A 25,301-nucleotide genomic window follows, 5' to 3' on the forward strand; every position below is an offset into this window, starting at 1 on the left:
GAACTGCTACACCACCAGAGGGGGCACGACCCTGTCGCCCACTCGAAATCCGCCGCATCAAATACCTCGATGATATCGTCGAACGGGACCACCTTGTGGTGAAGCAAGCGCCCGGGCCGATGTTGAGCTTCAAATCATTTCGATCTGCCGCCGCAACAGACTCTGCGATCGAGTTCATGCACATGAATCGAAAGGGCCAGTCGCGGGCGAGCGGAAAATCGCATTCAGTACAGCTGATCTATGTCCTCGCAGCGTGAGCCGCCTCATTCTCACATGCTCGACACACCAAAAAAAAATGCGCCCCAACTGAAGCAGGTCAGGGACCAAGTCATGGTCGGGAGCTACCAAGATCGCTTGACAGAAACTCTTCGAGGTTCGATGAAACGCATTATTGAGGTATTGAAAGCGGTGCGTTCCAGGGATACACGCGGCTTTCGCATGCTTAGATACACGCTGATGTCGATTTTCACCCGGGGAACCGGAACCCTAGCAAATTTTTTTATCCTACCGTTCATGGTAAGTTATCTCGGACCCGATCGTTATGGTGTTTGGGCCACTCTCAGTTCGCTAATGATTTGGTTCTCTCTCGCCGACGGCGGGGTTACCGCCGGCGCAACGGCGCTAATCGCTCACGCCCACGGCGCAGATGACAGAATCGAAGTTCGAAAACTTCTTTCCACGACATATGCCGTCGCTTCTAGCGCGAGTCTTATTCTCGTAATTGCCGCAATTTATGCAAGTCCGCATATCAATTTTGGCTGGGCGTTGAATATATCAAGCCAGCCACTGCAAATGGAAGCGCGTGATGTTGCAAATGTAATTCTATATTTAGGGGCAATGTCATTTCCAACAGCTGTCGCAACTCAGGCTCGCGCGGCGCTTCAACAAGGCGACGTCGCGAAGCAGTGGGAATTTATATCTATTATATTAACAATATGTATGCAGATTATAGCAATATACCTTCAGTCTAGCATGGGAATAGTTGTATTTGCAACACTAGGCGTACGCCCACTTGTAAATATTGTTGCCTCTGTATATTTTTTCATGAATGAGGGGAGGGATATCCGACCTCATTGGAAATTTGTCGAGTGGTCCGTGTGCCGACGCCTCTATGCCTCTGGGTCGATTTACCTAAGTTTTATATCATTGCAGGCCCTCGCCGTTCAGTCAGACCAAGTGCTTGTAGCGCAACTACTAGACATCGAATCCGTAGCGGATTACTCTATAGTTCAGAAAATACTCACGGCTCCGTCATTGGTAACCGATATGTATTTGCTTGCCCAAATGCCAGCTTATGGCGAGGCTTTCGCGAGAGGTGATTTTGGGTGGGTGCGCCGTCATTTTATAATCTCAAATATTGTTATTATAATATTTAATGCGCTTGTGTCTTGCGTCATCGTTGTTGTATTGGACAACATTCTCGCCACCTGGATGGGAGGAGCAATCAATCCGTCGCCTTTGCTGGTCACCAGCATGGCGGTTTACGGGACCGTCTCCGCGGTCGCGCATGGGTTCACAGGTTTTTTCTACATGGCGACGATCCACCGCATGGTGCTGTTCGGCCAGCTCGGGATGGTGGTTATCAATCTACCTCTAGCGATCATTCTCATTCCGAGGATTGGCAGCGCTGGTGCGGTCATAGCAACCAGTATTGGATATTCAATCGCCGTCATTGCGCCCGGCATTTGGAAGATCATCGGTCTTTTCCGTGATTTTTCCGAGGTGCAAACACGCTTGGCCGAGCGCGGCTCAAACAAGAGCGCCGCGTTGACGGAGTGAATTGATACTCGGCTTCAGCAGAGCAGGCGGAATAATGCGATGATCGATTTCAAGGGCAGCCTTTGTCAGGCTCTGATAGGCGCGCGGGAGGCGCTCTTCCATTCGCGCCATCTGCTTTCCTCGACCGAACGTCGGGGGCGACACTCGCTGAGAGCTCTGACGCAAACGGCAGGAGACGGGAGCTATCGCCGAAAGTGGGTGACGCCGGCGGAGGCAGGCGGCATAACGGGTCAGTGCGCAGCCGACCCGAATCTCCCAGAAGGAGCGTTACGCTGTCGCCTTACATCAGAAAGACGAAATTGCCGCGCCCGGATTGAAAAGGTTCCGAACCGCCTCGATCACCATCGCCGGCATTGAACTCATGCACCGGATCCGGAAAGGCAAGTTCAAACTTGGAAGTCTCGGCATCAACGAGAGCCGTGCGCCCGATATCTGGAAAGCCGGGCTCGCCGCATAACCCAGCCGATACTGGCGCCGTTTCTCGCGCTTCATGAAACATTTGCACGAGAATCTAGTAGAGACGGAAGACACGCGATGCAAATGAAACATCCGACAAAATCGTGTATAAGAGAGATGGTCTCGTACTATTTGTCGAAATCTCGCAGCGTGTCAAAACTCACCCCGAGCGTCGAACGCCGAGCGCATTGGAGCGATCGCAACGAAAGCGAACTTCTGAATGCGGTGAGTTTCCACGACGATCTCGCAGATGCCTGGGATGACAAATATCTTTCGGGAGGATTCCAGCGACGCGTGGACTTCTTTCGACGCAAGATCGCGCCGGCGATTGCGCGGCCTGGCCGTTGGCTGGATGCTGGCTGCGGCAGCGGCTTTTTCTCGCGCCTCTTGGCTAATCGAGAGAGGCATTTTACAGGTCTCGACGCTTCGACGCCCATGATAAACTCCGCCCGACGGCTCGCTAAGAGATACGGCCTTTCCGATATGACGCAATTCGAAACGGTGGCGGACCTCGATCGACTCTCCTTTGCAGATGGATCTTTCGCGGGTTGCATATGCCTTAGCGTGATCGAATATCTCGATCGGCCATATCAGTGCCTGGATGAATTGGCACGGGTCATCGAGCCAGGTGGATTTTTAATCGTTTCCGTGCCACATGCGAATTCCCCGCTTCGATTCGCGCAACGCCTTGCGGATCGACGATTCCGATGGAGTTGCTCTGGCGCATGGAGCTATCTGTCCGTTTCGAAATTCGAGACCACTCCGCCCGCACTCGAGAAGGCCTTCTTTGAGCGCGGCTTCAAAGTCAAAGAAATGTTCGAATTCGATCCTTTGATTCCAGCGCCTCTGCTGCGTGTTTTCCCGCCGAGCCTCATATTCGCCATAGCAGTCAAGAATGGGGTGACCGTCTCGGAGCGAACCGTCGAGCGCGACGATGAGATGGAATCTCGGAGAACGCTATTCGCACGACGGTTCTGGTGCAACCGTTTCATGAAAGGCGAGAAACGGCGCCGGTATCGGCCGGGCTATGCAGCGAGCGTGGCATTCCAGATATCGGGCGCACGGTTCTCGTTGATGCCGAGACTTCCAAGTTTGAACTCGCTTTTCCGGATCCGGTGCATGAGTTCAATCCCGACGATAGTGCTCGAGGCGGTTCGGAACCGTTTCAATCGGAACGTTGGACGCAAGCGAAGCTTGAGGAGCTGCTGGCATCCGTGGACGGTGTCGAAGGTGTCGTCGATGTCGAGCGTGATGCGCTCTGGAACGCGATGGAACGACTCGCAATAGAGATCGACCAAGGCGCAGCCCATGCGCAGCAGAGCGCGAGCGTCTGGCAGATTCTCGAAGCGCGAGATCGTCGATTGCGAAGCGAGCTCGTGCTCGGAAGGCGCGATGCCTTGCGCCGTCTTGAACATCGGATCGCTGCGCAGAGCCGAGGCGTCGTTGCCGTCCTCATAGCCGGCGCCGATCATGAGCAGGCGAAAGCGAATGATGTCAGCGAGCATATGGGTGACGAGATCGGGATCGCGCGGATCGTGGATGCAGTCAGCGAGCCGTTCGGCGACGCGCAGGCGCTGCTCGATCTCGCGGGGACTGTCAGGAATCTTGTGTGTGGGGCCATAGTAGAACCGCAGGAGGCGGGCTATGGCGATCAAGAAGGGCACATTGGACCAATTGCTGTCGGGACGCGATCCGAAGGAGGTTTTTTCCAAGGATGGCTTGTTCGATGAGCTGAAGAAGGCGCTGGCGGAACGGGTTCTGAACGCGGAGATGGACGACCATCTCGAGAGCGAAGCGGCGGCGGGCAAGGCGAACCACCGCAACGGCTATTCGAAGAAGACCGTGCTGACCGAGACGTCGAAGATCGACATCAGGGTCCCGCGGGACCGGGAGGGGAGCTTCGATCCCAAGCTGATCGCGCGCTATCAGCGCCGCTTTCCCGGCTTCGACGAGAAAATCGTGTCGATGTATGCGCGCGGCATGACGGTGCGCGAGATCCAGGGCCATTTGCTCGAGCTCTACGGCCTGGAAGTCTCGCCCGATCTGATCTCGACAGTCACCGACGCCGTGCTGGAGACCGTCGCCGAATGGCAGAACCGGCCGCTCGAGGCGATGTATCCCTTGGTTTTCTTCGACGCGCTGCGCGTCAAAATCCGCGACGAAGGCCTGGTCCGCAACAAGGCCGTCTATGTGGCGCTCGGCGTCACGCCGGACGGAACGAAGGACATTCTGGGGCTTTGGATCGAGACCTCGGAGGGTGCCAAATTCTGGCTTCGGGTGATGAACGAGCTGAAGAACCGCGGCGTCGGCGACATACTGATCGCCGTGGTCGACGGCCTGAAGGGCTTTCCGGAGGCGATCAATGCGGTGTTTCCGCAGACGACCGTGCAGACCTGCATCGTGCATCTCATTCGAAACCCGATGGAATTCGCCTCATACAAGGACCGCAAGGCGATCGCCGCCGCGCTGAAGACGATCTATCGCGCCCCGACCGCCGAGGCGGCCAAAGAGGCGTTGGAGGCCTTCGACGGCGGCCATTGGGGCAAGAAATATCCGTCGATCGCGCAGGGCTGGCGGCGCAATTGGGAGCAGGTCATCCCGTTTTTCGCCTTTCCGATCGCGGTACGGCGGATCATCTACACGACGAACGCCATAGAATCCTTGAACGCGAAGCTGCGGCGCGCCGTGCGGACGAGAGGGCATTTTCCGACTGACGATGCGGCGATGAAGCTCCTCTATCTCGTCTTGCGCCAAGTCGCCGGGGAGTGGAAAATGGCGCCGCGCGAATGGTGCGAGGCGAAAAATCAATTCGCCATCATGTTCGACGATCGCTTCGTCGCGGCGTGATGGAAACCCGGCCCCGCACACAAGATTCCTGACAGTCCCATCTCGCGCAGCAGCAGCAGCACGCCGCCATCGAAGGATAGGAGGCCGCCGTAGAATTTGGCGACGACGGTCTTGCCGGAAACAGGTGACAGGCCGGAAAGCGGCAGGGTAGAATCGTTCATGGCGGGCGTGGCGGCTTCGAAATGGCGCGAGTTGGCTTCGACAACCGAATTCTACGCTAAATCAAAGCTCTGCACCACTCCCGCCAACCTCCAGTGAATTTTTCGGGCTAGTGGCGACTAGGCTCAGGACCTATTAATTTGGAGTGAGGCGTGATTCAAGGTCTCCGAAATGGAGGCTTTGATGGGTGATTTGTTTTTGCTGAGCGAAGCGGAGATGGCGCGAATTTCCCCTCACTTTCCCTTGGCGCACGGCGTGCCGCGGGTGGACGACCGCCGCGTGGTCAGCGGGATCGTCTAGGTCATCAAGAATGGCCTGCAATGGAAGGACGCCCCGAAGGAGTATGGGCCGCCCAAGACGCTCTACAATCGCTTCATCCGTTGGAGCCGGCTCGGCGTCTTCGATCGTATCTTCGCCGCGCTCGCGGGAGAAGGGCCGAAGCCGGAGCGGATCATGATCGACTCCACTCATCTGAAAGCGCATCGGACGGCGGCGAGCCTCCTAAAAAAGGGGCTCTTTCCCGCTGTATCGGCCGCACGAAAGGCGGGCTGAACTCCAAGCTCCACGTCGTTTGCGACGGCGCCGGCAAGCCGCTTGTCATGATGCTGACCGAAGGGCAGATGAGCGATCACAAAGGCGCGAGGCTGATGCTCGACGCGCTGCCGCCGTCCTCGGCCCTGATCGCAGATCGCGGCTACGACAGCGACTGGTTTCGGCGAGCGCTCGCGGAACGCGGGACCGAGCCCTGCATTCCGCCGACAAAGAGCCGTAAGAAGCCTCTCGATTACGACAAGGCGCTCTACCGGCAACGTCATAAGATCGAGAACCTCTTCGCCAAGCTCAAAGACTGGCGGCGCATCGCCACCCGTTACGATCGATGCGCGCACGCCTTCTTCTCCGCCATATGCATCGCCGCCGCTGTCGCCTTCTATCTCAATCAATGAGTCCTGAGCCTAGCGTGACCCTCCCGTCGCGAAGAAATGCGAAGACGACCACGATGACCAGAATGATGGCGATCAGCAGGGCGAGCTCAAGCTCGTGGAGTGAATTGCGGATCGTCAGCGTTCTATCTTGAACGATGTCGATCTGCAAATCCGCGGGCAACGCTTGTGAGAGGGCTGGCATGAGCGCGCGCACCCGATCGACGGTCTCGACTATATTGGCGCCGGAAACCGAATGGCCGAGTTCCTCGACCGCGATTTGGACCGAGAATGGAACGAAGCCAAATTCGCTACGCTGAGGTAAGGACTCGCACAGTTCCGCTCGAGCGGCGTCGTTCTGCAAACGTCGCCGGAAACGACAGCTTGAAGATCGCGCCGCCACCTGGCGTGTCGTCGACGAAGATATGTCCGCGCAGCTTTTCCATTAGCTCTCGAGCTATGGCGAGGCCGAGACCCGAACCGGGAGTTGTTTCTGTTCTCCGACAAAATGGCTCGAAGATCGTTTCGCGGTCCTCGAGCGGCACGCCGTCGCCGTGATCAATCACGCTGACCTCGGCGTCGACGTCGACGCGGACCAGCACGGTTCCGCCTCTCGGTTCGGCGCGCAACGCATTATCAAGCAGATTAGCGACAACGCATTCGATCGCGCGGCGGTCCCCGAGGACGAGGACGTGATCGGCGTCGCAGTCGAATTCGATTCTGCGGTCGAGGCGCAGCGCCAGCGGCGTGTGATCGGCGACGACCTGACTGACGACATCGACGAGATCGACGCTCTGATCGGTCGAGACGTGCTTCTCCTCGATCCGCGCATTGATCAGCAATTGCTCGATGATCGCCTGAATGCGGGTCGCGTCGCGCATCAGATCGAGCTTGAAGCTCGGCTCCTCTGAATTCTCGAGACGCGCCCGCATGACGGCGACAGGCGTTCGCAGTTCGTGCGCGGCATTGGCCGTGAAGCGGCGCATGCGCGTCACGCTCGCGTCGAGACGCGCGAGCGCGCCGTTCATCGCCGAGATGATCGGGCGCACCTCCTCGGGCATGTCGGAGTCGTCGATTGCTTGGCCGAGCGAATCGAGATCGATGCGGGCCGCTTGCGTCGTCGCGCGGCGCAATGGGATGAGCGCGCGCCGCACGCCGATGAAGATCAGCAAAGCGGAGAGGCCCCATCCGACCGCGAAGACAACAGCGCCGAACAAGCGATCCTCGATCACGAAATGAAACAGGTCCGGCCATCGGAATTCGAAGCCCTGCGCGGCGACGAATATCTTCTTGTCGGGCGTCGTCGACAGCTCGACCATTCCCCAATGCGCGGGCTCCGAGCCGGCGCTCGACAAAAAGCGCATCTGCCGCATGCCATTGTCTCTCGCGAGCGCGAGGCGCGGGAGAAGCTCCGGCGCGGAGCCTTCCATCACGCCGGAGCCTTCGCGCGGCGCGGCGGCGAATCGAAGGGCGGGATTCTCGACGAGGCGCGCGCGCAGCGTCGGCGTCGGCTCGATGCGCGAACCGCCGTCCGGCGCAGGGACGATCGAGTCGACGACGAGATCGCGTATGCGCAAGAATGTATAGTGCTCGAGAGCGGCATCATTGTCGACGTGCAGAGTCGAGGTCAGAAAGGCGACGACGAACCACGGTCCGAACGCCGCCAGAAATTGCGCCAAGGAGAGATATGCGACGAGCCGCAGCGTCAGCGACCGACGCCTTCTCATTCGCGCTTCTCGGCGATCATATATCCGACGCCTCGCGACGTGTGGATTTCGACGCCCGCGCCGGCCTCGTCTAGTCGCGCGCGCAGGCGCGAGACGAGAATGGTCAGCGCATGCGGCTGGATTTCCTCCTCGAGGCCATAGATTTCGGCCATCAGCATATGCCGGCGCACCACACGCTCGGCGCGACGGATCAGCGCCTCCAGCAGCGCAGTCTCACGGCGTTGCAATTGGATGGCGCGTCGCTCGACCTGCGCCGTGCCCGAGTCGAGATCGAAGGTCAGCGCGCCAATCGACACGCGCGGGGCGGGGGCTCCGCCCGCGCGGCGCAGGCTGGCGCGGATGCGCGCCAGCAGCTCATCCAGGCTGAAAGGCTTGATCAGATAGTCGTCGGCGCCGGCGTTGAGCCCCTCGACGCGATCGTCGATCGCGTCGAGAGCGGTCAGCATCAGCACGCGGCTCTCGGGCTGCTTCTCGCGCACGATCCTCATGAGCGATAGACCATCGCCATCGGGCAGCCGTCGGTCCAGCAGAACGGCGGAAAAAGGCTCGTCTTCGAGCAGCGCTAGAGCGTCGCCTATGGTTCCGACGCTATCGACCGCGAAACCGGCCTGAGACACCTTTTTGGCTATCTGATACGCCAGCTCCTTCTGGTCTTCGACCACGAGGATCCGCATCGGCGCCGCTCCTTGCCGTTCCCCGGCGCGATATGGCCACGTCTGTGTCGAAATTGCAACAGGCGCGGTTTTTTTTGCGGGCACGGCGGCTCGGAAACGTTGGCGAGACATTGCATCGGGCAGGGGAGAGCGGCGGCGCCTCCGGGCGCACCCGGGGAGGAAGAAAGATGACGCGAGGCAGCCCTGCGCGACGGGCGAACTCCGGCGCGTTGGCGGCGTGGATCGGGGTCTGCGTCTTCGCGCTTCAGGCGCTCTTGCTCTCTTTCCATGCGCGGGCCGAAACCTCCGCGTCCCACTTCCTCGCCCAATACGCCGTCGAGGCGACATGCGGCGAGCGAGACGGCGGGCTCCCGGCCAATTCGGAGCGCGGTCCCCGACATTGCGCCTTCTGTCTGACCGGCGATCGCGGGACGTGCCACGATCTCGTCGCGGTCGCCGGCGTGACGGCGACGGTCGAAGCGCCGGGCGCATCGACGAAAGTCCTACCCGCGGCGATGTCGTTTTCGCGCGAATGCTCGCAGGGTGGGCGAGCTCCTGGTCTGCGCGCGCGCCTCCGACAGTCTTCTGATCAACCGACTCGCTGACAGTCGCATTTCGGGGCTTTCGGATTTGCGCGCACTGCCGCGCCAGGAGAATCTATCATGTCATATCGCCAATCGCTGCGCGGCGCGTCCGCCGGCGCGCTCGCCGCATTTCTTCTCGCAGAAGCAGCTCTGGCGCAGGAGGCGTTACCGACGATCGACATCGCCGCAGAGGCGCAAGGACGCGCCAAAACGAAGGAGCGGCCTGGTTCCAGCCGAGAGGGCGCGGGCCTCGGCGGCAGAGTCACCGGCTATACGGTGGATTTCGAGACGCCTTCGCTCTCTGGAAAATCGCAGGTTCCGCTCATGCAGGCTCCCTTCGCCGTGCAAGTCGTGACCCACCAGACAATGGACGATCGGCAGGCGATCTCGCTCGCCGACGCCGTTTCCGGCAATGTCAGCGGCGTTCAGGCGATGGAGGGCGGCTACGATCGCTTCATCATCCGCGGCTTCGAAGCCGGCGCGCTCACTTTCCGCGACAATCTGCAGATGTCGCGCTATTTCGCGCGGCTGCAGACGGCCAATCTGCAGTCGGTCGAAATTCTGAAAGGGCCGGCCTCCATGCTTTTCGGCAGGTTCGAGCCCGGCGGCATGGTCAATATCATCACCAAAAAGCCGCTCGATACACCCTATTACTCCGTTCAGGAGCAATTCGGCTCATGGGGCCTCACGCGCACGATTCTCGACGCGACCGGCCCGCTGACCCCCGACAAGGAATGGCTCTATCGCATCGTCGCCTCCTACAATCGCAGCGACTCCTTCCGTGATTATGTCTGGGGCCAGGACGTTTTGCTGGCGCCCTCGCTGAGCTGGCGCCCGACCGAGAATTTCCGCGTGAATTTCCAAGGCGAATATCAAAATTCGATCTTCACCTACGACAGCGCGCCGCAATTGGTCGCGATCGGGACGCGGCCGGCCTCCATTCCGATCAGCCGCTTCCTCGGCGATCCTGCGGTCACGCCCTATAATCCGAGCCGCGAGGAGCGATTCCTCATCGGTCTCGACTGGACCTATGAGATCGCGCCCGATTGGAGCCTGACCAATCGCTTCGCCTTTAACACGGTGAATTTCAAGGATCGCTTCGTGTCCATCAGCGGGCTCAACGAATCGACCGGCGTCGCGACCAAGGCGGTCTTCGACGGCAATCTGCCCAACCGGCGCTCGCTGGCGACCAATCTCGACCTGACTGGAAAATTCGTGACCGGGCCGTTCACCCATAGCATTCTCCTCGGCTGGGACTATTACCGCTATCGCGAGGAGGTTTCTGGGTACAACAACTCCAATTTCGGGAAGATCAATATCTATGCGCCGGCCTATTCGCCGCTCGGCTCCTATATGAAGGCGATCACCAATTACAGCTATGGCGGCGGCGACGAGTGGCGCGGGCTCTATGGCCAAGACAAGATATCGATCTTCGACGATCGCGTGCATCTGCTGCTCGGCGGTCGCGTCGACTGGGCCGACTCCTCGACCACGGACACCAAATCGACGCTCAGCGAAGCGCTCGCCACCATGCGGACGGCGACCGACAATGCTGCGAGCCCACGCATCGGTCTGCTGATCCAACCCTGGTCGTGGCTGTCGCTCTATGGCAATTACTCGCGTTCCTTCGGCGTCACCAATGCGCTTCCGCCCTCCGGCGTCGCGGTCTTCGCCCCGCAGTCCGGCAGGCAGTTCGAAGGCGGCATCAAGGCCGAGCTGCTCGACCGGCGGCTGACCGCGACCATCGCCTATTACGATATCGTCAAGTCCAATGTCGTTCAGAGCATACCGGGAACGACTTTTTCCGAGGTGATCGGCCAAGTGGAAAGCGAGGGCGTCGAGCTCGACGTCAACGGCCGCCTCGACGAGAATTGGAGCGTCATCGCAAATTACGCCTATGACCATGCGTGGGTCTCGAAGGATTCGAGCGGCCCAGCGGCCTTCGGCGGCAGGGAGGGGCGGCGCCTGCGCGACGTTCCCTTCCATCAGGGAAGCGTCTGGGTGAAATATGAGGCGGGCGGCGAGCTCACCGGCCTCTCACTGGCGGCGGGCGTTTTCGCGGTCGGCGAGCGGCAAGGCGACAACAACAGCAGCTTCCAGGTTCCGGGCTATGCGCGCGTCGACACGATGATCCAATATGAGCTTCCCGCCTTCCTCGTCCCTTGGGCTAAGAAAGCGACGGCGCAGCTCAATGTGCGCAATCTTCTCGACACGACCTATTATTCGACGGCGACGAGCCGAACCGCGATCTATCCCGGCGCGCCGAGGACCTTCATGGGCTCTCTGCGCTTGGAGTTCTGAGCGTGACACGGGCAATCGAAAACCGGGCTCCGGAGCGCGTTTCCGAAGTCGCTTCGCCGAAGGCTCGGCGCATATTCGTGCTGCTGCACCGGTGGATCGGCCTCGCCATGGCGGGCTTCCTCATCGTCGTCGGACTGACCGGAACGATGCTGGCCTTCCTGCCGGAGCTGAGCCATTGGCTGGCGCCGCAGATATATCCCGGCCCGCACGGCCCGACGCTCGATCCGGCTATGCTGGCTCGGCGCGCGGAGCGTCTCGCGCCGGGAGCGCACGCGGTCACCGTCTATCTCGGCGGAGAGTTGGGCGCCGCCCGCATCGGCATGAAGCCGCAGCCCGGCGCCCCGCCGCTCGATTTCGGCGCGCTCATTCTGGACGCAGTGACGGGCGAGGAACTCGGTCGCCAACGTCCTGGCGGAGGATTGCCGACCGCGCTCGCAGAGGTGATGCCCTTCGTCTACCGCCTTCATTACGAATTGGCGATCGGCGAGACGGGCGCTTGGATTCTCGGAATCATCGCGCTGCTGTGGACGTTCGACTGCTTCGTCGCCGCCTATCTGACCTTGCCGCGCCCGAGCCCCGGCAATCGTCGCGGCTATCTCGCCCGCTGGACGCCCGCCTGGCTCGTCAAATGGCGCGTCTCCTTCTACCGGATCAATTTCGATCTGCACCGTGCGAGCGGGCTCTGGTTATGGGCTATGCTGCTCGTCTTCGCCTGGTCGAGCGTGTTCTTCAATTTGAACGGGGTCTACACAGGAGTGACGAAGTTCTTCTTCGATTATGCGCCGCCCCCATGGGCATGGCCTGCGCAGCCCAAGCGCGACGACGCGACGAAGCCGCTCGAATGGGAAGAGGCGCAGGCGATCGGCGTGAAGCTGATCGCCGAACAGGCGCGCGCACGCGGCTTCGAGGTGGAGCGCGCCGATGCGCTCTATTACAAGCTCGGCAAGGGCTTAATTCAATACCGCGTGCGATCGAGCCTGGATCTCGGCGACAGGCTGGGGACGACGTCCGTTTTGTTCGACGCCTACACCGGCGACTTCGTGGCGCTGAGCCTGCCGACGGGCGACCGCAGCGGCGTCACGCTGACCTCCTGGCTCGCTGCGCTCCATATGGGGGCAGTGTTCGGCATGCCTTATCGCATTCTCGTCGGCGCTTTCGGCATGGTCGTTGTCATGCTGTCGGTGACTGGCGTCTATATTTGGTGGAAGAAACAATCGTCATCCCTTCGCCGACCGGCACGCACGACGCGGTCGTGATCCGACGGCAAAACGCCGGACCCGCCTCGCCCAGCAGATGGCGTCATCCATCGCGCTGCGCAGAATCTCGCTTGTTTACACATGAATCGGCGAGAGACGCGACGCCGATCGGCGATCAAGTTTCCTATGACCTTTTCAAGCGCGAACCACCCCGTCTCCTATGATGGCGAGGGTAAACATGTTCGGCAACGCAGAGATCAAACGTAACCGTCCGGCGGGACCAGCTTTTGGCGAGGGCGGCGACTTCCGCTTCGAGTGGTTCGGGATCGAAGGCTTTTGGATCGAACTCTTCTCCGAGCCACTCTCGGATTTGAGCATGTCGCTCGTGCTTTTTGTCGCCGATCGCCTCCAGTATTTCGGCATAGCCCCAGGGGCCGCCGACGTCTTCGGGCGGACAGCGCCCGCTCGCCTCGATCAACCTCGGGTAAAGGGCGGCGGGTTCTGCATCGACGAGGCGTTCGATCTTGATCGTGTGCTCCCAGCCGTCGCCGAAGTCGTAGAGATAGCGGAGCGTCTTGACGCCCGCGTCCTCGAGAATGTCGATGAGCTTCGCCTTGCGTGCGTCGAGCGGTCCGTCGGGCCAGTTTGGATCGGGCAAGCCCCATCCGGCGCCGCCGGCTCGGATCTCGTAGAGATGACTGTTGGTCCAGCCGAGCGCGGCTTGCAAGACAAGATGCAAGCGATCGAGCTTTATGCCGAGCGGAACCTCGATGCGCCGCAGGACTTTTGGGTCCACGTCATCGAGGGTGATTTTGAGACGGGCGATGGCGGTCATGCCGCCAGTTTACGGCTTTCCCGCGCTTGCGCCCACCGCCAAGGCAGCAGCGCGGCGAGATCGGTGATCTTGTGATCGTTGATGCGCGCCAGCACGTCGGCGAGCCAGTCCTGCGGGTCGACGCCGTTGAGCTTTGCGGTCGCGATGAGCGTATATATTGCCGCCGCCCGCTCGCCGCCGCGATCGGACCCCGCGAAGAGCCAGGATTTTCTGCCCAGCGCGACGCCGCGCAGGCTGCGCTCGGCGCAATTGTTGGTCAGGCAGACGCGCCCATCGTCGAGGAAGCGCGCGAAGGCGTCCCAGCGCTCGAGCATGTAGTCCATCGCCTTGGCGACATCGGCATGACGCGACAGCCGCGCCCGCTCGGCCCGCATCCAGGCTTCGAGATCGCAGACCAGAGGCGCAACGCGCTCGCGGCGCACGGCCAAGCGCTCGTGGGCGGCAAACCCGTTGATCTCGCGCTCGATGTCGAAGATCGCGTCGATGCGCTTGACCGCTTCCAAGGCGAGCGGCGCGATCGCCGTCTGCTTGCCAAGCGCCTTGTTCCGCGCATGAGCGGCGATGTCCGCGAGCACGAAGAACTTGCGCCTGCTATGGCTCCAGCATGCCGCCTCGACGATTGATCTCGGCGGCCTGTCCGGCGCGTAAAGCCGATTAAACCCGGCATAGGCGTCGGCTTGCAGGATGCCGGCAAAGCGCGCCAAGTGGCGCTCGGGATGCTCAACGGTGTGATCGCGCGAATAGAAGAACATCGCCGCCGGCGGATCGGCGCCGCCGAACGGATGATCGTCGCGCACATAGGCCACAGCCGCCCGGTGCGCGTCTTGCCCTTGGCCAGCACCGGCACGGTCGTGTCGTCGCCATGCACTCTGGCGCCGGCGAAGACGTGGTCGCGGATGAGGTCGCAGAGCGGACGCAGCAACTGCGCGCAGCCGCCGACCTGATCGGCGAGCGTCGAGAGGCTCAAGTCAACGCCCTCATGCGCGTAGCGCACGGATTGCCGGTTCAGTGGCTGGTGCTGTCCATACTTCTCAAACAGGATCATCACCAAGAGGTCGAGCGTCTCGGTCACATCCTCGCCGAGCTTATGGAGACGCGTCGAGCCGCAGCAGGCGCATGAGGTCGGTCCCGGCAATACGACGCGCTCGCGCGGCAAATGCGCCGGGAAAGGCTAGCGCGACGGCTTCTTCCTGGAAAAGGCGCGGACCGCGGTCGTCCTCAAAGCCTCCTTCTCGGCCGCGAGTTCGTCCTCGCTCGCGTCGGCCTCGAGTTCTTCCAGCTCTAGCTCCATCTGCTCGATGAGCCGCGCCTTGCGCTCGCTGCGCACGCCGTAGAGTTCGCGTCGCAGCTTCTCGATCGCGAGCTGCAAATGCGCGATCAGCGCGTCCGCGTTTGACGCCGTAGCTCTCGCTTGCACAAGCTCCGCGTCTCTCTCGCGAAGCAGCGACTTCAAGGCCTCGACGTCGTCGGGAAGAGAATCAGCGGAGCTCATCATCAATGATCAAATCATAAAACGGCGCGCAGGCAAGGCGTAGCTGCGTTCGCGCGCGTGAAAATCTTCGGCCCGGCGCCTCGGGGCGCCAAGTGTACTACGGCGCGCGCCAATCGATCCCCGACAGAAGATAGCCGAGATGCGCCGCGCTGATCGTCACCGCGCCCGTCGATGGTTGAGGCCACAGAAAACGTCCGCGCTCAAGGCGCTTCACGAACAGGCATTGGCCCTGGCCGTCATGCCAGAGCACCTTGATCAAATCGCCGCGGCGGCCCCGAAAGACGAATAGATGGCCGCCGTTGGGATTGCGCCGCAGCGTCTCCTGAACGATCAGCGACAGGCTCGCATAGCCCTTGCGCATGTCGGTGTGGCCCGTGACCAGCCACACGCGCGCATCGGCCGAGACCGGGATCATCGCCGCAGCGTCTTGATGACGCGCGCAAGCGCGTGAGCCTCGACATCCGCGCCGACCACGATCTTCTCGCCAGAGAGAAGCATGATCTCCATGCGTCCCAGCGCCTCCAGAAGCGCTGGCTGTTCGGACGGAACGATCGTGACGGGCAAGATCGCCGGCTCAGAAGGCGCCGACGCAAACTGCCGTCGCCAAGCGGCGATCGTGTCCACTATCGATAATGGACACTATCACGGATGGCCAAAGGGCCACAGCGCAAGACTACTCCGCACGAAATCCTCAGCGCCAGGCGGCCGCCGGCGGAGGGTTACCGATCAAGACGCTGGCGTGATTTCCTCGAGTTGACGATAGCTCGTCCGATGCACGACGTATCGATGGACGCCTCAACAACATCACGAACCTACGCACGCGACACCTCGCCTCATTACAGCGCAACGCCTCATAGAGTCGCACTTTGGTCGAGGCCCAAGCTCGCGGTTTCAGGCGCCCACCGCAGACTCACTGCAAATCCGACGAGAGTGATGATTGCCGCAATCAGCATTGTGGCGCCTATTCCAAGCGCGTCGACTGAAAATGGCGCCAAATACGTTCCGACAGCGGCGCCGATGCGGCTCAATGACGACGCCAATCCGACGGCAGTGCCACGGATCTCCGTGGGGAACAGCTCGTTAGGATAAATCCACGTGAGCACCTGTGCGCCGCCAATGAATAGTGCGTACGCAGAAAAGAAGCATAAGACCACGAATGGCAGACTTCCCGACGAAATGCTCAGCAGCAAAAGAGCTACGCCGGACCACAGAAAACTGTGGAGCATCAATTTGCGGCGACCGAGCTTATTCACGACGAGAAGGGCAACGAGACAGCCGACCAAGAATAGGGCCGTGATGAAAGCCGATCCGAAATTCGCCATCGCCCCACCGAGCCCAAGGGACTCGAGGATCATCGGACCGAACGCATAGACTGCGAATAGTGGAATGATCGAACAGGTCCAGAAGGCGGTTACAAAAAACAGACGCGTGCCGTAACCAGAACGAAAAAGCGCCCGCACGTCGGAAGGCTCACCTTCTCTACTCGAAGGGATCTGGTATGATTTTATATCAGTTCCATACACTCCTCGAATCACGTCGATCGCCTCCGCATGACGACCTTTCTGCGACAGCCAACGTGGAGATTCGGGTGTGCCGTGGCGCATGATAACGAACATCGTCGCAGGTAGAGCGGCGCTCGCCAGCATCCAGCGCCATCCATCAGAACCCGAATGGAGCAATGTTTCTCCGATCACATATGCAACCGCTGCGCCTGCGAACCAAATCGCAATCAGGCCGCCGAGCAGAGGTCCACGGTAGCGTCGCGGCGCAAACTCTGCCAGCAGCGCAGTAGCGATAGGATAATCTGCGCCCACCGCGACACCGATGAGCAAACGCAGGATGAAAAGCGCGAATGCGCTTTGAACCCAAAACTGCGCTATCGAACAGGCTATGATGAGAATCAGATCTAAAGTGTACAAAACTTGGCGGCCAAATTTGTCGGTCAGCCAACCACCAAGAAAGCCTCCAAAGAAGATACCTATCAAAGCGGAGGCCCCTATCAGCCCTTGCCAGGACGTCGACAACCCCAACTCCGGCGTAGCTTGGACCATTGCTACGCCGATGATGCTTAAAATGTAGCCATCCAGAAACGGGCCGCCACCTGAGTAGAATGTCAGGCGCCAATGGAAACGATTGAGTGGCGCATCTTCCGGGTCGATCCTCGACGAGTTGAGATTCGTCGTCGGCTCTGGTGCGAGATAATTGGGGGGCATTTCAACGGCACTCCGACGGGTTTCGCGCTATCCAATCGCCAGTCGATAAGCGGATGGCCGACGGTCGCAGGCAATGGTGGCCATCATGGTCCCCGTGGAATCGACTCGGCCCAGCGAATGCGCGCCGCTCACCTCTTCTGGAAGTGCATAATTCCCCAATCGAGATAGCCGAGTTCGGCCGCCTCGACCCAATTCTGCAAGCCGACGAGCATGCGATCAACATACTCTCGCGATGCAACGTCGATCATCTCCTGATAGCGCGCCTTCAGCTGCGCTTGCACTGCCACATAATGTTTGAGAAGCTGGCATGGCATCAGCTCGATCGACACTTCTGCGAGCCCGTGCCGCAAGGTCGTGGCGCGATAGAAGCTCAGTGACGCGAGCGAGTCGAGAAGGATGCGATCATAGACCGCTCGCAGGACGTTCGGCGGACTGCCGTCAACCTGCAAAGGATCCGTGAACACAAATTCGCCGCCAGGTTTTAGAACGCGAGAGACCTCGGCGATCACCCGGTCGCGGTCAGCGCTGTGTAAAATTGCATCCTGCGACCAGACGAGATCGATGCTGGCGTCGTCTGCTGGGATATTCTCGAAGGCGCCATGGAGAACGGAGATCAGATGGTCGACGCCTCTCTCACAATTGGTCGTGCGGTTCCTCTCATTTTCGACCCCACTGATATTCAGACAGACAACGCGGCATCCGACCCGCTTCGCGAGGTAACGAGCGGCGCCGCCAAATCCGGAGCCGATATCGAGCACCACATGCGTCTCGTCGAGTGGCATGATGATTCTGTCCGCCATCGCCGCGACTATCCGACGACTGGCGTCCGTGATCGTGTCGGCTGCAGATTCGTAGAGGCCGATATGAATGTCCTCGCCTCCCCATATGTGAAGGTAGAATTCGTCTGCGTCCTTGCTATCATAGTAGGCCTCGACGGCTCGCGCGACTCTTTGCACATTATTCACCGGAGCCACTCCCATTCGCATTGGCGGCGTCTTTTGCCGCGACGTGGATGAAGAAATCCGGGTCATGCTCACCATACTGTTCCTGAAAGTCGCCGTAGGTGCGCACTCGCGGAAATCCGGCTTCGGTGATCAGCTTGCGGACGTAGTTCTTGCGGAGCGGGAACATGTTGAGGTGAAATTCGAGCCCATCCGGAAATACATATCGGAATCGCGCGAGCGCCGGGTCGACATGTTCTGGCTCTGCGACCACTCGATCGCCGCAATAATAAAACTTATGGGCGCAGTCGTAACCGACGTCGAGCATGGCGTCGTAGTTGCGCTGGTCGAGAATCAGCAAGCCGTCATATCTCAGAGCCGCATAAAATTCCGCGAGCACGCGGCGACGATCCATCTCGTCGAAAAGATGAGTGAACGAATTGCCGAGACAGACAATGGCGTCGTATTTACCCTGGATAGCCTTGTTGAGCCAACGCCAATCGGCCTGGATCGTATTTAAGATCAAGTTGCGACGTTTCGCATTGTCAAATGCCTTGATGAGCATATTCGCGCTGCCGTCGACACTTGTAACGTCGAATCCCGCTCGTATCAGCTGGACAGAGTGAAATCCCGTGCCGGTAGAGACATCGAGGATGCGTTGCTTGCCCGCAGCCTGGAGCACTTGGATGAAAAATCCGCCTTCGCTCTCCGCGCGCGCATCCCAATCAATAAGTTCATCCCATTTTTCGACGAACGCCTCGACGTACTCCTGCTCGTAGTGGTCCGTGTCACGCATTTCCAGCGGATTACGACCGAAATTCTGGATCGGGGCTCCCGTGATGCGCACGTAAGTCATCGTCACTCTCCTTTCGGCAGCCACCTCGGTGCGGTGTGCAGCGATCGGGCGTTTGTCAATCTATCGAACGAATCGCGCGCCATTGCGCGGCGACAGGCAAAACAGCGCTATAGTGTGCGGAGGAGTGGCTACGTTATGGCTGAATATGGGCAAGCGCGTGACTGCCCCGCGAGACGAGCAAAGCGCATGAAGTCTTTGTCTGCAGTAGCGGCCTCTGCCCTGGTGCAAACGGCGGGAGACCGGCATATTTGCTCGATACGAGGAACGACAGGATCATCGAGCGATCAAGCGCCGCTTGGGTCCAACGCTCGGATTGAAGCGGTACCGAGCCGCCTCGTTCACTATCGCCGATAGCGAGCTCCCGCACCGGAAAGGCCAGTTCAAATGCGGAAGCCTCCGCATCAAAGAGAACCATGCGACCAATATCTCGAATGCTGCGCTCGCTGCATAACCAAGCCGATATTGGCGCCGCTTCCCGCGCTTAATGAGGCGCTTACAACGGAACGCTCAGAGCCGCGCCACGCGTCGGCGTCGCCTTCATAGCCGCCGCACGAACCCGGACCTCTAAGTTACATTTCGACGAGCAGGCGATGCGCTCGGCCGGCCCCGGGGGAACGTCCACTGCGATCATCCCTCCCTGATGCAGGAAGGTGATCGCATTGCGCACCACGGCCCCGCCCCCGAGCCCTCCTTCCGCGCAGACCGCGACGATCTTGCCGGCATTGGCGCCTTGCGGAGCATGGACGTCGAGATAGAGCGTCATTACTGCGACCGCCCAGGTAATGGTGTCGACGACACCGGTGCGACGGGAGTGGGCGATCGAGTGGAAATCTGCGAGGCCCCACAGAAGGCCCGCATCGCCGTGTCGAATTGCAGATGGCCGGGCGCATCTGTGGGACTGGCCTCTCGATAAAAACATGTCGACGCCGTCGATTTTGGCGGCCCGATAGGGCGTGCCGGATGACTGGAGATACGCGGTGACCGGCGCATGAGCTGGCTCGGCGGACACCGGCGTAGCAGATATGATCACAGCGATCCCGCACGCGACGAAATCCGTGACGGGATGATGACGAACATTGCGATAGTTCATTGGAACGCTCCCTTTCAGGAAAATTGACGATCCCTTTCCTCACGAAGCAAATGAGGAGTGGGCGTGGACGCTCGGCGTCAGAGTCGATAGAGCTTCTTACAGCCGCCGGGAACATGCACTTTCTTAAAGCCGTTGTTGCATTGGCGAGAATAATCACTCGATCAATAGAGAAAACGCAGCTTCTCGCTGTCGCGCTTTTTGCCATTCATCTCGAAATTGCTAGCCGACGTTCGAGACCGCGCCTTCGCAAAAATCGACGCCAGCCGGGTGTTTCGGCCGATTGACAAATGGGATGGGAGCGAAGCTCGGCGCCACCGACCTCCGACCAACTGGTCCGCGAATGACCGTGCATTCGGTTCCCGCGCCCTGATGCTGTTACATGGTCATCCTGCCCATGCTCGGGCCCCTAGAGGAGCTTGCCTCATACGCTGTGGCTTCGCGATTGGTGCGGCCGATCGCTTTACTTATCTCTGGCGAATGCAGCTGGCCGCGCGGCGCTTGGCTGATCCGAGCGCAAACGGCCACGAATTTGGATTCGGGCGTTCTTTGGTTCAGGCGGCGCGCCAGAGATAGCGCTTGTCGTCATTGATGCAGACGACGATTTGGTTCGACGCCAGACGTTGCGCGGTCTCGTTTCCTGCGCTTCAGGCGATCGATCTTCCGATCGAGGCGTGGCGGCGTTGACGCTCGAGGGCGTCAGCCCCATCTCGTCCTCGTCGACCTTCGTCACGTCGAGGCCCTCGCTGAATATTCGAGATCGGGAGGAAAATTATGTCTCGCCGCTTCTGTCCGTGCGCGACCCCGCTCGACACGGCTCGGCTTTTCTTCCTCGATCTCATGGCTCTCGGCAGATGAGCGCCGTCGATCGTCAAGTCGATTGGCCGGCCGTCTCGTTCGAGACAGCTCTGGCGCGGCTCGAATCGTCCAGCACGGGGCTGAGCGACGCGGAGGCGAAGCAGCGGCTCGCTCAATATGGACCAAATCGTCTGCCGACCGGCCGACGGCGCGGCGCGTTCGTCCGTTTCGCGCTGCAATTCCACAATATCCTCATCTATGTGCTCATCGCCGCCGCCGTCGTCACCGCCTTTCTGGGACATTGGGTGGACACCGCCGTCATCGTCGCCGTGGTGGTCATCAATGCGATCATCGGCTTCATTCAGGAAGGAAAGGCCGAGCGGGCGATGGAGGCGGTTCGCGGGATGCTGTCGTTTCACGCGACGGTCATTCGCGACGGCCATCGGCATGTCGTCGACGCCGAGACTTTGGTTCCGGGCGATGTCGTGTTCGTCCAGTCGGGCGACAAGGCGCCGGCGGACCTGCGCCTTATCCGTGTGAAGTCGCTGCAGATACAAGAGGCGGCGCTGACGGGAGAGTCGTTGCCGGTCGACAAGGACGTCGCGCCCGTCGCGCCGGATGCGCTGCTCGGCGATCGGTCGTCGATGGCCTATTCGGGCACGGTGGTGACCTATGGCCAAGGCTCCGGGGTCGTCGTGGCGACGGGCGCCGCGACGGAGATCGGCCGGATCAGCGCGATGCTCTCGGAGGTCGAGGAGCTGACGACGCCGCTATTGCAGCGCATGGCCGAGTTCGCGCGATGGCTCACCCTCATCATTCTCGTCGTCGCCTTCGCCGTCTATCTGATCGGGACTCTGGCCTGGGGCTTCTCGGCCGCCGAGATGTTCATGGCGGCGGTCAGCCTCACCGTGGCGGCCATTCCGGAAGGCTTGCCGGCGATCATCACCATCACGCTGGCGATCGGCGTCGAGCGCATGGCGCGCCGCCACGCCATCATCCGCCGGCTGCCGGCGGTCGAGACGCTCGGCGCGGTGACGACGATCTGCTCCGACAAGACCGGCACGCTGACGCGCAACGAGCTCACTGTCCGCACTGTCGCGACCGCGGGCGCGACCTATGAGGCGTCCGGCTCCGGCTATGATCCTCACGGCGGCTTCGCGCGGCCCGGGCAGGGGGGCGGGCAGGACGTCGGGCGGGACGTCTCTTGCGAGGACGCCGCCGATCTGCTGGCGACGCTGCGCGCCGCCTCGCTCTGCAATGATGCGGTGCTGCGCGAGGAGAGGGAGGTCTGGACTGTCGAAGGCGATCCGACGGAAGGCGCTCTGCTGACAGCGGCGGTCAAGGCGGGCGTCGAGCTGCGCGCCCAAGCGCTCGAGCTGCCGCGGACCGACGAGATCCCTTTCGAATCGCAGCATCGCTTCATGGCGACGCTGCATCACGACCATCGGGGCGAAGGCTCGATCTTCGTGAAAGGGGCGCCGGAGCGCCTTCTCGAGATGTGCTTCTGGCAATGCGACGCCGAGAGCGGCCAGCAGCAGCTCGACGCGGCGTTCTGGATCGCGCGCATTCACGAGATCGCGGCGAAAGGCCAGCGTGTGCTGGGCGTCGCGCAGAAGCGCGCCGAGGCTGGCCGACAGCAGCTCGCCTTCGACGATGTGGACAAGGGCCTCGTCTTTCTCGGGCTCATCGGCCTGATCGATCCGCCGCGCCAAGAAACACTGGAGGCGGTGAGGCTATGCGCGCAGGCCGGCGTCGGCGTGAAGATGATCACCGGCGACCATGCCGCGACGGCGGTCGCCATCGGACGGGAGCTCGGGCTCGAGCGCGCCGAGGCGGCGCTGACCGGACATGATCTCGACGCGCTGTCCGATGTTCAACTGCGCGAAGTGGTCGCGAGCACGACGATCTTCGCCCGCACCAGCCCGGAGCACAAGCTGCGCCTCGTGAAGGCGCTGCAGAGCCAGGGCCAGATCGTCGCCATGACAGGAGACGGCGTCAATGACGCGCCGGCCCTCAAGCGCGCCGACATCGGCATCGCCATGGGCGTGAAGGGGACCGAAGCGGCCAAGGAGGCGGCGGAGATGGTGCTGGCGGACGATAATTTCGCCTCGATCGTCGACGCGGTCAGCGAGGGGCGCGTCGTCTACGAGAATTTGCGGAAGACGATCCTCTACCTCCTCCCCACCAATGGGGGCCAGGCTCTGACGGTCATTTTCGCGATCGCGATCGGCGACATGCCGCCGGTGACGCCAGTGCAGATTCTCTGGGTCAATCTCGTCACCGCCGTGACGCTCGGCATAGCGCTCGCCTTCGAGCCGCCGTCGCGTGGAATCATGACGCGTCGGCCGCGCGCCGCGACGGAGCCGATCCTGTCGCGCTACTATGTATGGAGGATCGTGCTGGTCTCGATCCTGATGCTCATCGCCACTCTGGGACTCTACGAATACGCCAAAGCGGCAGGCATGGGGCTCGACCGCGCGCGAACGGTCGCGGTCAACACGCTCGTCGCTTGCGAGGCGACCTATCTCTTCAACGCTCGCTTTCTGTCGGAGCCCTCCATATGCTGGCGCGGCTTGTTCGGCAGCCGCGCCGTGCTCGTCGCCGTCGGTCTGACGATCGCGCTCCAGGCGCTGTTCACCTATGCGCCCTTCATGCAGGATTGGTTTGCCACCGAGGCGCTCGATCTTGCGACATGGGCGCGCATCCTCGCGGCGAGCGCCGCGCTGTTCCTCGTGGTCGAGATCGAGAAGGCGGCCTTCGGCTCGACGATTTTGCGTCGCTGGGCGCGCGCCGCCTTCGCCCCAACCAGTGGCGCAGTCCGAAGCGGTTGGCGGCGGATGGCGGCCGTCGGCCTGCTTGCGCTTCTCGCGGCAGGCGGCGGACTGGCCTATCGCGCCCTGCGTCTCGCGCCACGCGAGACGGCGCCTGTCGTGACGGCGTCGGGCGTGGTCCAGCCGGCGTCGATCGTTCCGGCGTCGGCGCGCGTGGCTGGCGTCGTCGAAACGATCCTTTGTGATCGAGGAACGAAGGTCGCGGCCGGGCAAATCTGCGCGAAGCTCGACGCGCGTCCCTTGGAGACAGCCGTCGACGCGAAGCGGACCGCGGTCGTCGCGGCGGAAAAGGCGCTTCGACAGCGCGATGCGCAGCTCGCCACCGCGCGCGACGATCTCGATCGCAAGACAGCCGGGCGGCGCGTCTCGCGCAAGGCGCTGGCCATGTCTCGCGCGTCTCTCGAGCGGGCGGAGGAAGCGGCTCGGCGCGCGCAAGCCATGCTCGCGGCGCGTCGCTCGGCGATGACGGCCGCCGAAAACGCGCTGAGCGAAGCGGCGATCGTCGCGCCGGCGGACGGCGTCATTGTCGCTCGCAATATCGAGGTCGGTCGAGACGTCGCGCCCGGCGGCGCTCCGCCCTTCGTCATAGGCGTGAATCTTTCCGTCCTGCGCATCGACATTCGAGCCGCCGAGAAAAGCGCCGATTTCATCCGTGAAGGAGACGCCGCGACCGTCACGGCAAAAGCTGTTCCCGATCGCCGCTTCTCGGGCGTCGTGCGCGCCGTGCGGCGCAGGCCGGCGGAAGCGGGCGATCTCGAAACCGCCGAGATCGCCGTGGATGTGGCCAATCCGGAAATCGCCTTAGAGCCTGGAATGACCGCGACGATCGAAATTGCGGCCGATCCGTCTCGCTCTTTGAAATGATATTATTTCCGCGTGATCGCTTCGCATTCCGCGAGACCAAATTGGACGAGGCGCAGCGCGCCGCCGCCTTCTCAGCTCGCCGTATCCGATAGTTTGCGCTTCTCCTTGTGCGTCGTCCACCACAGCGAGGCGCCGACGAGAAGCACGAAGACGAGCACGATGATGACGATGGTCAGAATCAGCGCCGACTGCTGAATCCAAGCGACGATTGGAACCGAGATCGCCAGCACGAGGCCGACGGCGAAAATCTGCCACGCCGAGGCATGAATGCCGGCGAGCACGGTGGCGAGCGCCAGAATGGTCATCAGCGTGATGCCAGCGGCATTGTTGTTCATCACATCCTGCACGCGCGGTAGATAGACCACATACATCGCGACGAGAACCGACAGCCAATGCGCAGCCTGAGTCCAAACCAGCTTGATTCGCGCCTCGCGATCCTCCACCCGACGCCAGCCGGTGTGGATGCAAATGGCGGCGTAGAGGGGCGTCAAGATTTCCCAATAGATCGGGGTCATCTCTCCAGTGAAGGTCGCCATGCCGATCCCGAGGATGGCGGCCAGCAGCATCACAATATAGGGAAGGTCGAGTCTCAGAACCCGTAGGAACACGGCCGGCGGCGGCTGCTGGGCGAGCTCCTCGACCTCGTGAGCGACCTCCTCGACCTCATGCTCGACCGTCTGGAGCCATCCGCCTTCGGCAACTCCGGAGTCGCGCTTCGTCTCGGCGTCTCGCCCGGTTTCGTGACCATTCGTCATCGGTCGG

Annotated in this window: 20 protein-coding genes and 3 pseudogenes; 7 read left to right on the top strand and 16 right to left on the bottom strand. The window is 61.2% G+C overall.

The window, feature by feature from the left end:
• Window positions 1–378: 378 nt before the first annotated feature.
• Window positions 379–1,779, top strand: coding sequence for a lipopolysaccharide biosynthesis protein (locus tag IY145_RS24170; protein ID WP_196410827.1), 1,401 nt, complete (start codon window positions 379–381; stop codon window positions 1,777–1,779).
• A 280-nt stretch (window positions 1,780–2,059) separates the two neighbouring features.
• Here the strand turns inward: IY145_RS24170 and IY145_RS24175 are convergent, their stop codons facing one another.
• Together IY145_RS24175 and IY145_RS25980 are read right to left on the bottom strand one after the other, a co-directional pair.
• A complete protein-coding gene (locus IY145_RS24175) occupies window positions 2,060–2,278 on the bottom strand; it encodes a hypothetical protein (RefSeq protein ID WP_196410828.1) in 219 nt (72 codons plus the stop codon).
• Between the two features lie 110 nt (window positions 2,279–2,388).
• Entirely contained in the window at window positions 2,389–2,643 is a 255-nt protein-coding gene (locus IY145_RS25980; RefSeq protein WP_246722421.1) for a hypothetical protein, read from the bottom strand.
• Here IY145_RS25980 and IY145_RS26665 point away from each other — a divergent pair.
• Window positions 2,530–3,522: a class I SAM-dependent methyltransferase gene (locus IY145_RS26665; protein ID WP_409455331.1), complete on the top strand. Its 993-nt coding sequence runs from the start codon at window positions 2,530–2,532 to the stop codon at window positions 3,520–3,522. The two genes, IY145_RS25980 and IY145_RS26665, sit on opposite strands and share 114 nt — an antisense overlap.
• Here IY145_RS26665 and IY145_RS24185 read toward each other — a convergent pair.
• Window positions 3,435–3,824 (bottom strand): annotated as a pseudogene (locus IY145_RS24185) (transposase); the annotation flags it as partial. The gene IY145_RS26665 and the pseudogene IY145_RS24185 sit on opposite strands and share 88 nt — an antisense overlap.
• Window positions 3,825–3,879: 55 nt before the next feature.
• Here IY145_RS24185 and IY145_RS24190 point away from each other — a divergent pair.
• Complete coding sequence (locus tag IY145_RS24190) at window positions 3,880–5,082, top strand: IS256 family transposase (RefSeq protein ID WP_196406422.1); 1,203 nt, start codon at window positions 3,880–3,882, stop codon at window positions 5,080–5,082.
• Here the strand turns inward: IY145_RS24190 and IY145_RS24195 are convergent.
• Window positions 5,040–5,243, bottom strand: coding sequence for a hypothetical protein (locus IY145_RS24195; protein WP_196410830.1), 204 nt, complete (start codon window positions 5,241–5,243; stop codon window positions 5,040–5,042). The genes IY145_RS24190 and IY145_RS24195 overlap by 43 nt on opposite strands.
• A 181-nt stretch (window positions 5,244–5,424) precedes the next feature.
• Between IY145_RS24195 and IY145_RS24200 the strand changes: the two are divergent.
• Window positions 5,425–6,185: pseudogene (locus tag IY145_RS24200) on the top strand (IS5 family transposase).
• Here the strand turns inward: IY145_RS24200 and IY145_RS25985 are convergent.
• Genes IY145_RS25985 through IY145_RS24215 form a run of 3 tightly spaced genes read right to left on the bottom strand, consistent with a single transcriptional unit; the run spans window position 6,175 to window position 8,562 of the window.
• Window positions 6,175–6,525 (bottom strand): efflux RND transporter permease subunit, encoded by a 351-nt coding sequence (locus IY145_RS25985; RefSeq protein ID WP_246722422.1) that lies wholly within the window; start codon window positions 6,523–6,525, stop codon window positions 6,175–6,177. The pseudogene IY145_RS24200 and the gene IY145_RS25985 overlap by 11 nt on opposite strands.
• Window positions 6,473–7,888, bottom strand: coding sequence for a HAMP domain-containing sensor histidine kinase (locus tag IY145_RS24210; protein WP_196410831.1), 1,416 nt, complete (start codon window positions 7,886–7,888; stop codon window positions 6,473–6,475). The genes IY145_RS25985 and IY145_RS24210 overlap by 53 nt, the downstream gene beginning before the upstream one ends.
• Window positions 7,885–8,562: a response regulator transcription factor gene (locus tag IY145_RS24215; RefSeq protein ID WP_196410832.1), complete on the bottom strand. Its 678-nt coding sequence runs from the start codon at window positions 8,560–8,562 to the stop codon at window positions 7,885–7,887. The genes IY145_RS24210 and IY145_RS24215 overlap by 4 nt, the downstream gene beginning before the upstream one ends.
• Window positions 8,563–9,203: 641 nt before the next feature.
• On the opposite strand from IY145_RS24215, the gene IY145_RS24220 reads away from it, so the two are divergent.
• A complete protein-coding gene (locus IY145_RS24220; protein ID WP_196410833.1) occupies window positions 9,204–11,426 on the top strand; it encodes a TonB-dependent siderophore receptor in 2,223 nt (740 codons plus the stop codon).
• Window positions 11,427–11,503: 77 nt separating this feature from the next.
• The gene (locus IY145_RS24225) at window positions 11,504–12,682 is read left to right on the top strand and encodes a PepSY-associated TM helix domain-containing protein (protein WP_312030660.1); all 1,179 of its coding nucleotides are present in this window, start codon (window positions 11,504–11,506) and stop codon (window positions 12,680–12,682) included.
• A gap of 124 nt (window positions 12,683–12,806) precedes the next feature.
• Here the strand turns inward: IY145_RS24225 and IY145_RS24230 are convergent, their stop codons facing one another.
• From IY145_RS24230 to IY145_RS24265, 8 genes and pseudogenes are all read right to left on the bottom strand, one after another.
• Window positions 12,807–13,457: a plasmid pRiA4b ORF-3 family protein gene (locus IY145_RS24230; RefSeq protein ID WP_196410834.1), complete on the bottom strand. Its 651-nt coding sequence runs from the start codon at window positions 13,455–13,457 to the stop codon at window positions 12,807–12,809.
• A pseudogene (gene tnpC / locus IY145_RS24235) lies at window positions 13,454–14,952 on the bottom strand (IS66 family transposase). The gene IY145_RS24230 and the pseudogene tnpC overlap by 4 nt, the downstream one beginning before the upstream one ends.
• Window positions 14,953–15,046: 94 nt before the next feature.
• On the bottom strand, window positions 15,047–15,364 hold the full coding sequence (gene tnpB, locus IY145_RS24240; protein WP_196410835.1) for an IS66 family insertion sequence element accessory protein TnpB: 318 nt from the start codon (window positions 15,362–15,364) through the stop codon (window positions 15,047–15,049).
• Window positions 15,361–15,513 (bottom strand): hypothetical protein, encoded by a 153-nt coding sequence (locus tag IY145_RS24245; RefSeq protein ID WP_196410836.1) that lies wholly within the window; start codon window positions 15,511–15,513, stop codon window positions 15,361–15,363. The genes tnpB and IY145_RS24245 overlap by 4 nt, the downstream gene beginning before the upstream one ends.
• Before the next feature lie 287 nt (window positions 15,514–15,800).
• Window positions 15,801–17,162: an MFS transporter gene (locus IY145_RS24250; protein ID WP_196410837.1), complete on the bottom strand. Its 1,362-nt coding sequence runs from the start codon at window positions 17,160–17,162 to the stop codon at window positions 15,801–15,803.
• Between the two features lie 128 nt (window positions 17,163–17,290).
• Window positions 17,291–18,127: a class I SAM-dependent methyltransferase gene (locus IY145_RS24255; RefSeq protein ID WP_312030661.1), complete on the bottom strand. Its 837-nt coding sequence runs from the start codon at window positions 18,125–18,127 to the stop codon at window positions 17,291–17,293.
• Window positions 18,120–18,959, bottom strand: a complete 840-nt coding sequence (locus tag IY145_RS24260; protein ID WP_196410838.1) for a class I SAM-dependent methyltransferase — start codon at window positions 18,957–18,959, stop codon at window positions 18,120–18,122. The genes IY145_RS24255 and IY145_RS24260 overlap by 8 nt, the downstream gene beginning before the upstream one ends.
• A 493-nt stretch (window positions 18,960–19,452) precedes the next feature.
• Entirely contained in the window at window positions 19,453–20,049 is a 597-nt protein-coding gene (locus tag IY145_RS24265; protein WP_196410839.1) for a hypothetical protein, read from the bottom strand.
• An 851-nt stretch (window positions 20,050–20,900) separates the two neighbouring features.
• On the opposite strand from IY145_RS24265, the gene IY145_RS24270 reads away from it, so the two are divergent.
• Window positions 20,901–24,539, top strand: coding sequence for an HAD-IC family P-type ATPase (locus IY145_RS24270; RefSeq protein WP_196410840.1), 3,639 nt, complete (start codon window positions 20,901–20,903; stop codon window positions 24,537–24,539).
• Between the two features lie 71 nt (window positions 24,540–24,610).
• Here IY145_RS24270 and IY145_RS24275 read toward each other — a convergent pair whose 3' ends face one another.
• Entirely contained in the window at window positions 24,611–25,294 is a 684-nt protein-coding gene (locus tag IY145_RS24275) for a hypothetical protein (RefSeq protein WP_196410841.1), read from the bottom strand.
• Between the last annotated feature and the right edge of the window lie 7 nt (window positions 25,295–25,301).

This window comes from Methylosinus sp. H3A (assembly GCF_015709455.1).
Taxonomy (GTDB): Bacteria; Pseudomonadota; Alphaproteobacteria; order Rhizobiales; family Beijerinckiaceae; genus Methylosinus.

Coding starts and splice junctions, on each gene's coding strand:
- IY145_RS24170 (WP_196410827.1), top strand. CDS start 379: ATGAAACGCATTATTGAGGTATTGAAAGCGGTGCGTTCCAGGGATACA.
- IY145_RS24175 (WP_196410828.1), bottom strand. CDS start 2,278: ATGTTTCATGAAGCGCGAGAAACGGCGCCAGTATCGGCTGGGTTATGC.
- IY145_RS25980 (WP_246722421.1), bottom strand. CDS start 2,643: ATGCCTCTCTCGATTAGCCAAGAGGCGCGAGAAAAAGCCGCTGCCGCA.
- IY145_RS24190 (WP_196406422.1), top strand. CDS start 3,880: ATGGCGATCAAGAAGGGCACATTGGACCAATTGCTGTCGGGACGCGAT.
- IY145_RS24195 (WP_196410830.1), bottom strand. CDS start 5,243: ATGAACGATTCTACCCTGCCGCTTTCCGGCCTGTCACCTGTTTCCGGC.
- IY145_RS24210 (WP_196410831.1), bottom strand. CDS start 7,888: ATGAGAAGGCGTCGGTCGCTGACGCTGCGGCTCGTCGCATATCTCTCC.
- IY145_RS24215 (WP_196410832.1), bottom strand. CDS start 8,562: ATGCGGATCCTCGTGGTCGAAGACCAGAAGGAGCTGGCGTATCAGATA.
- IY145_RS24220 (WP_196410833.1), top strand. CDS start 9,204: ATGTCATATCGCCAATCGCTGCGCGGCGCGTCCGCCGGCGCGCTCGCC.
- IY145_RS24230 (WP_196410834.1), bottom strand. CDS start 13,457: ATGACCGCCATCGCCCGTCTCAAAATCACCCTCGATGACGTGGACCCA.
- tnpB (WP_196410835.1), bottom strand. CDS start 15,364: ATGATCCCGGTCTCGGCCGATGCGCGCGTGTGGCTGGTCACGGGCCAC.
- IY145_RS24250 (WP_196410837.1), bottom strand. CDS start 17,162: ATGCCCCCCAATTATCTCGCACCAGAGCCGACGACGAATCTCAACTCG.
- IY145_RS24260 (WP_196410838.1), bottom strand. CDS start 18,959: ATGACTTACGTGCGCATCACGGGAGCCCCGATCCAGAATTTCGGTCGT.
- IY145_RS24265 (WP_196410839.1), bottom strand. CDS start 20,049: ATGAACTATCGCAATGTTCGTCATCATCCCGTCACGGATTTCGTCGCG.
- IY145_RS24270 (WP_196410840.1), top strand. CDS start 20,901: ATGAGCGCCGTCGATCGTCAAGTCGATTGGCCGGCCGTCTCGTTCGAG.
- IY145_RS24275 (WP_196410841.1), bottom strand. CDS start 25,294: ATGACGAATGGTCACGAAACCGGGCGAGACGCCGAGACGAAGCGCGAC.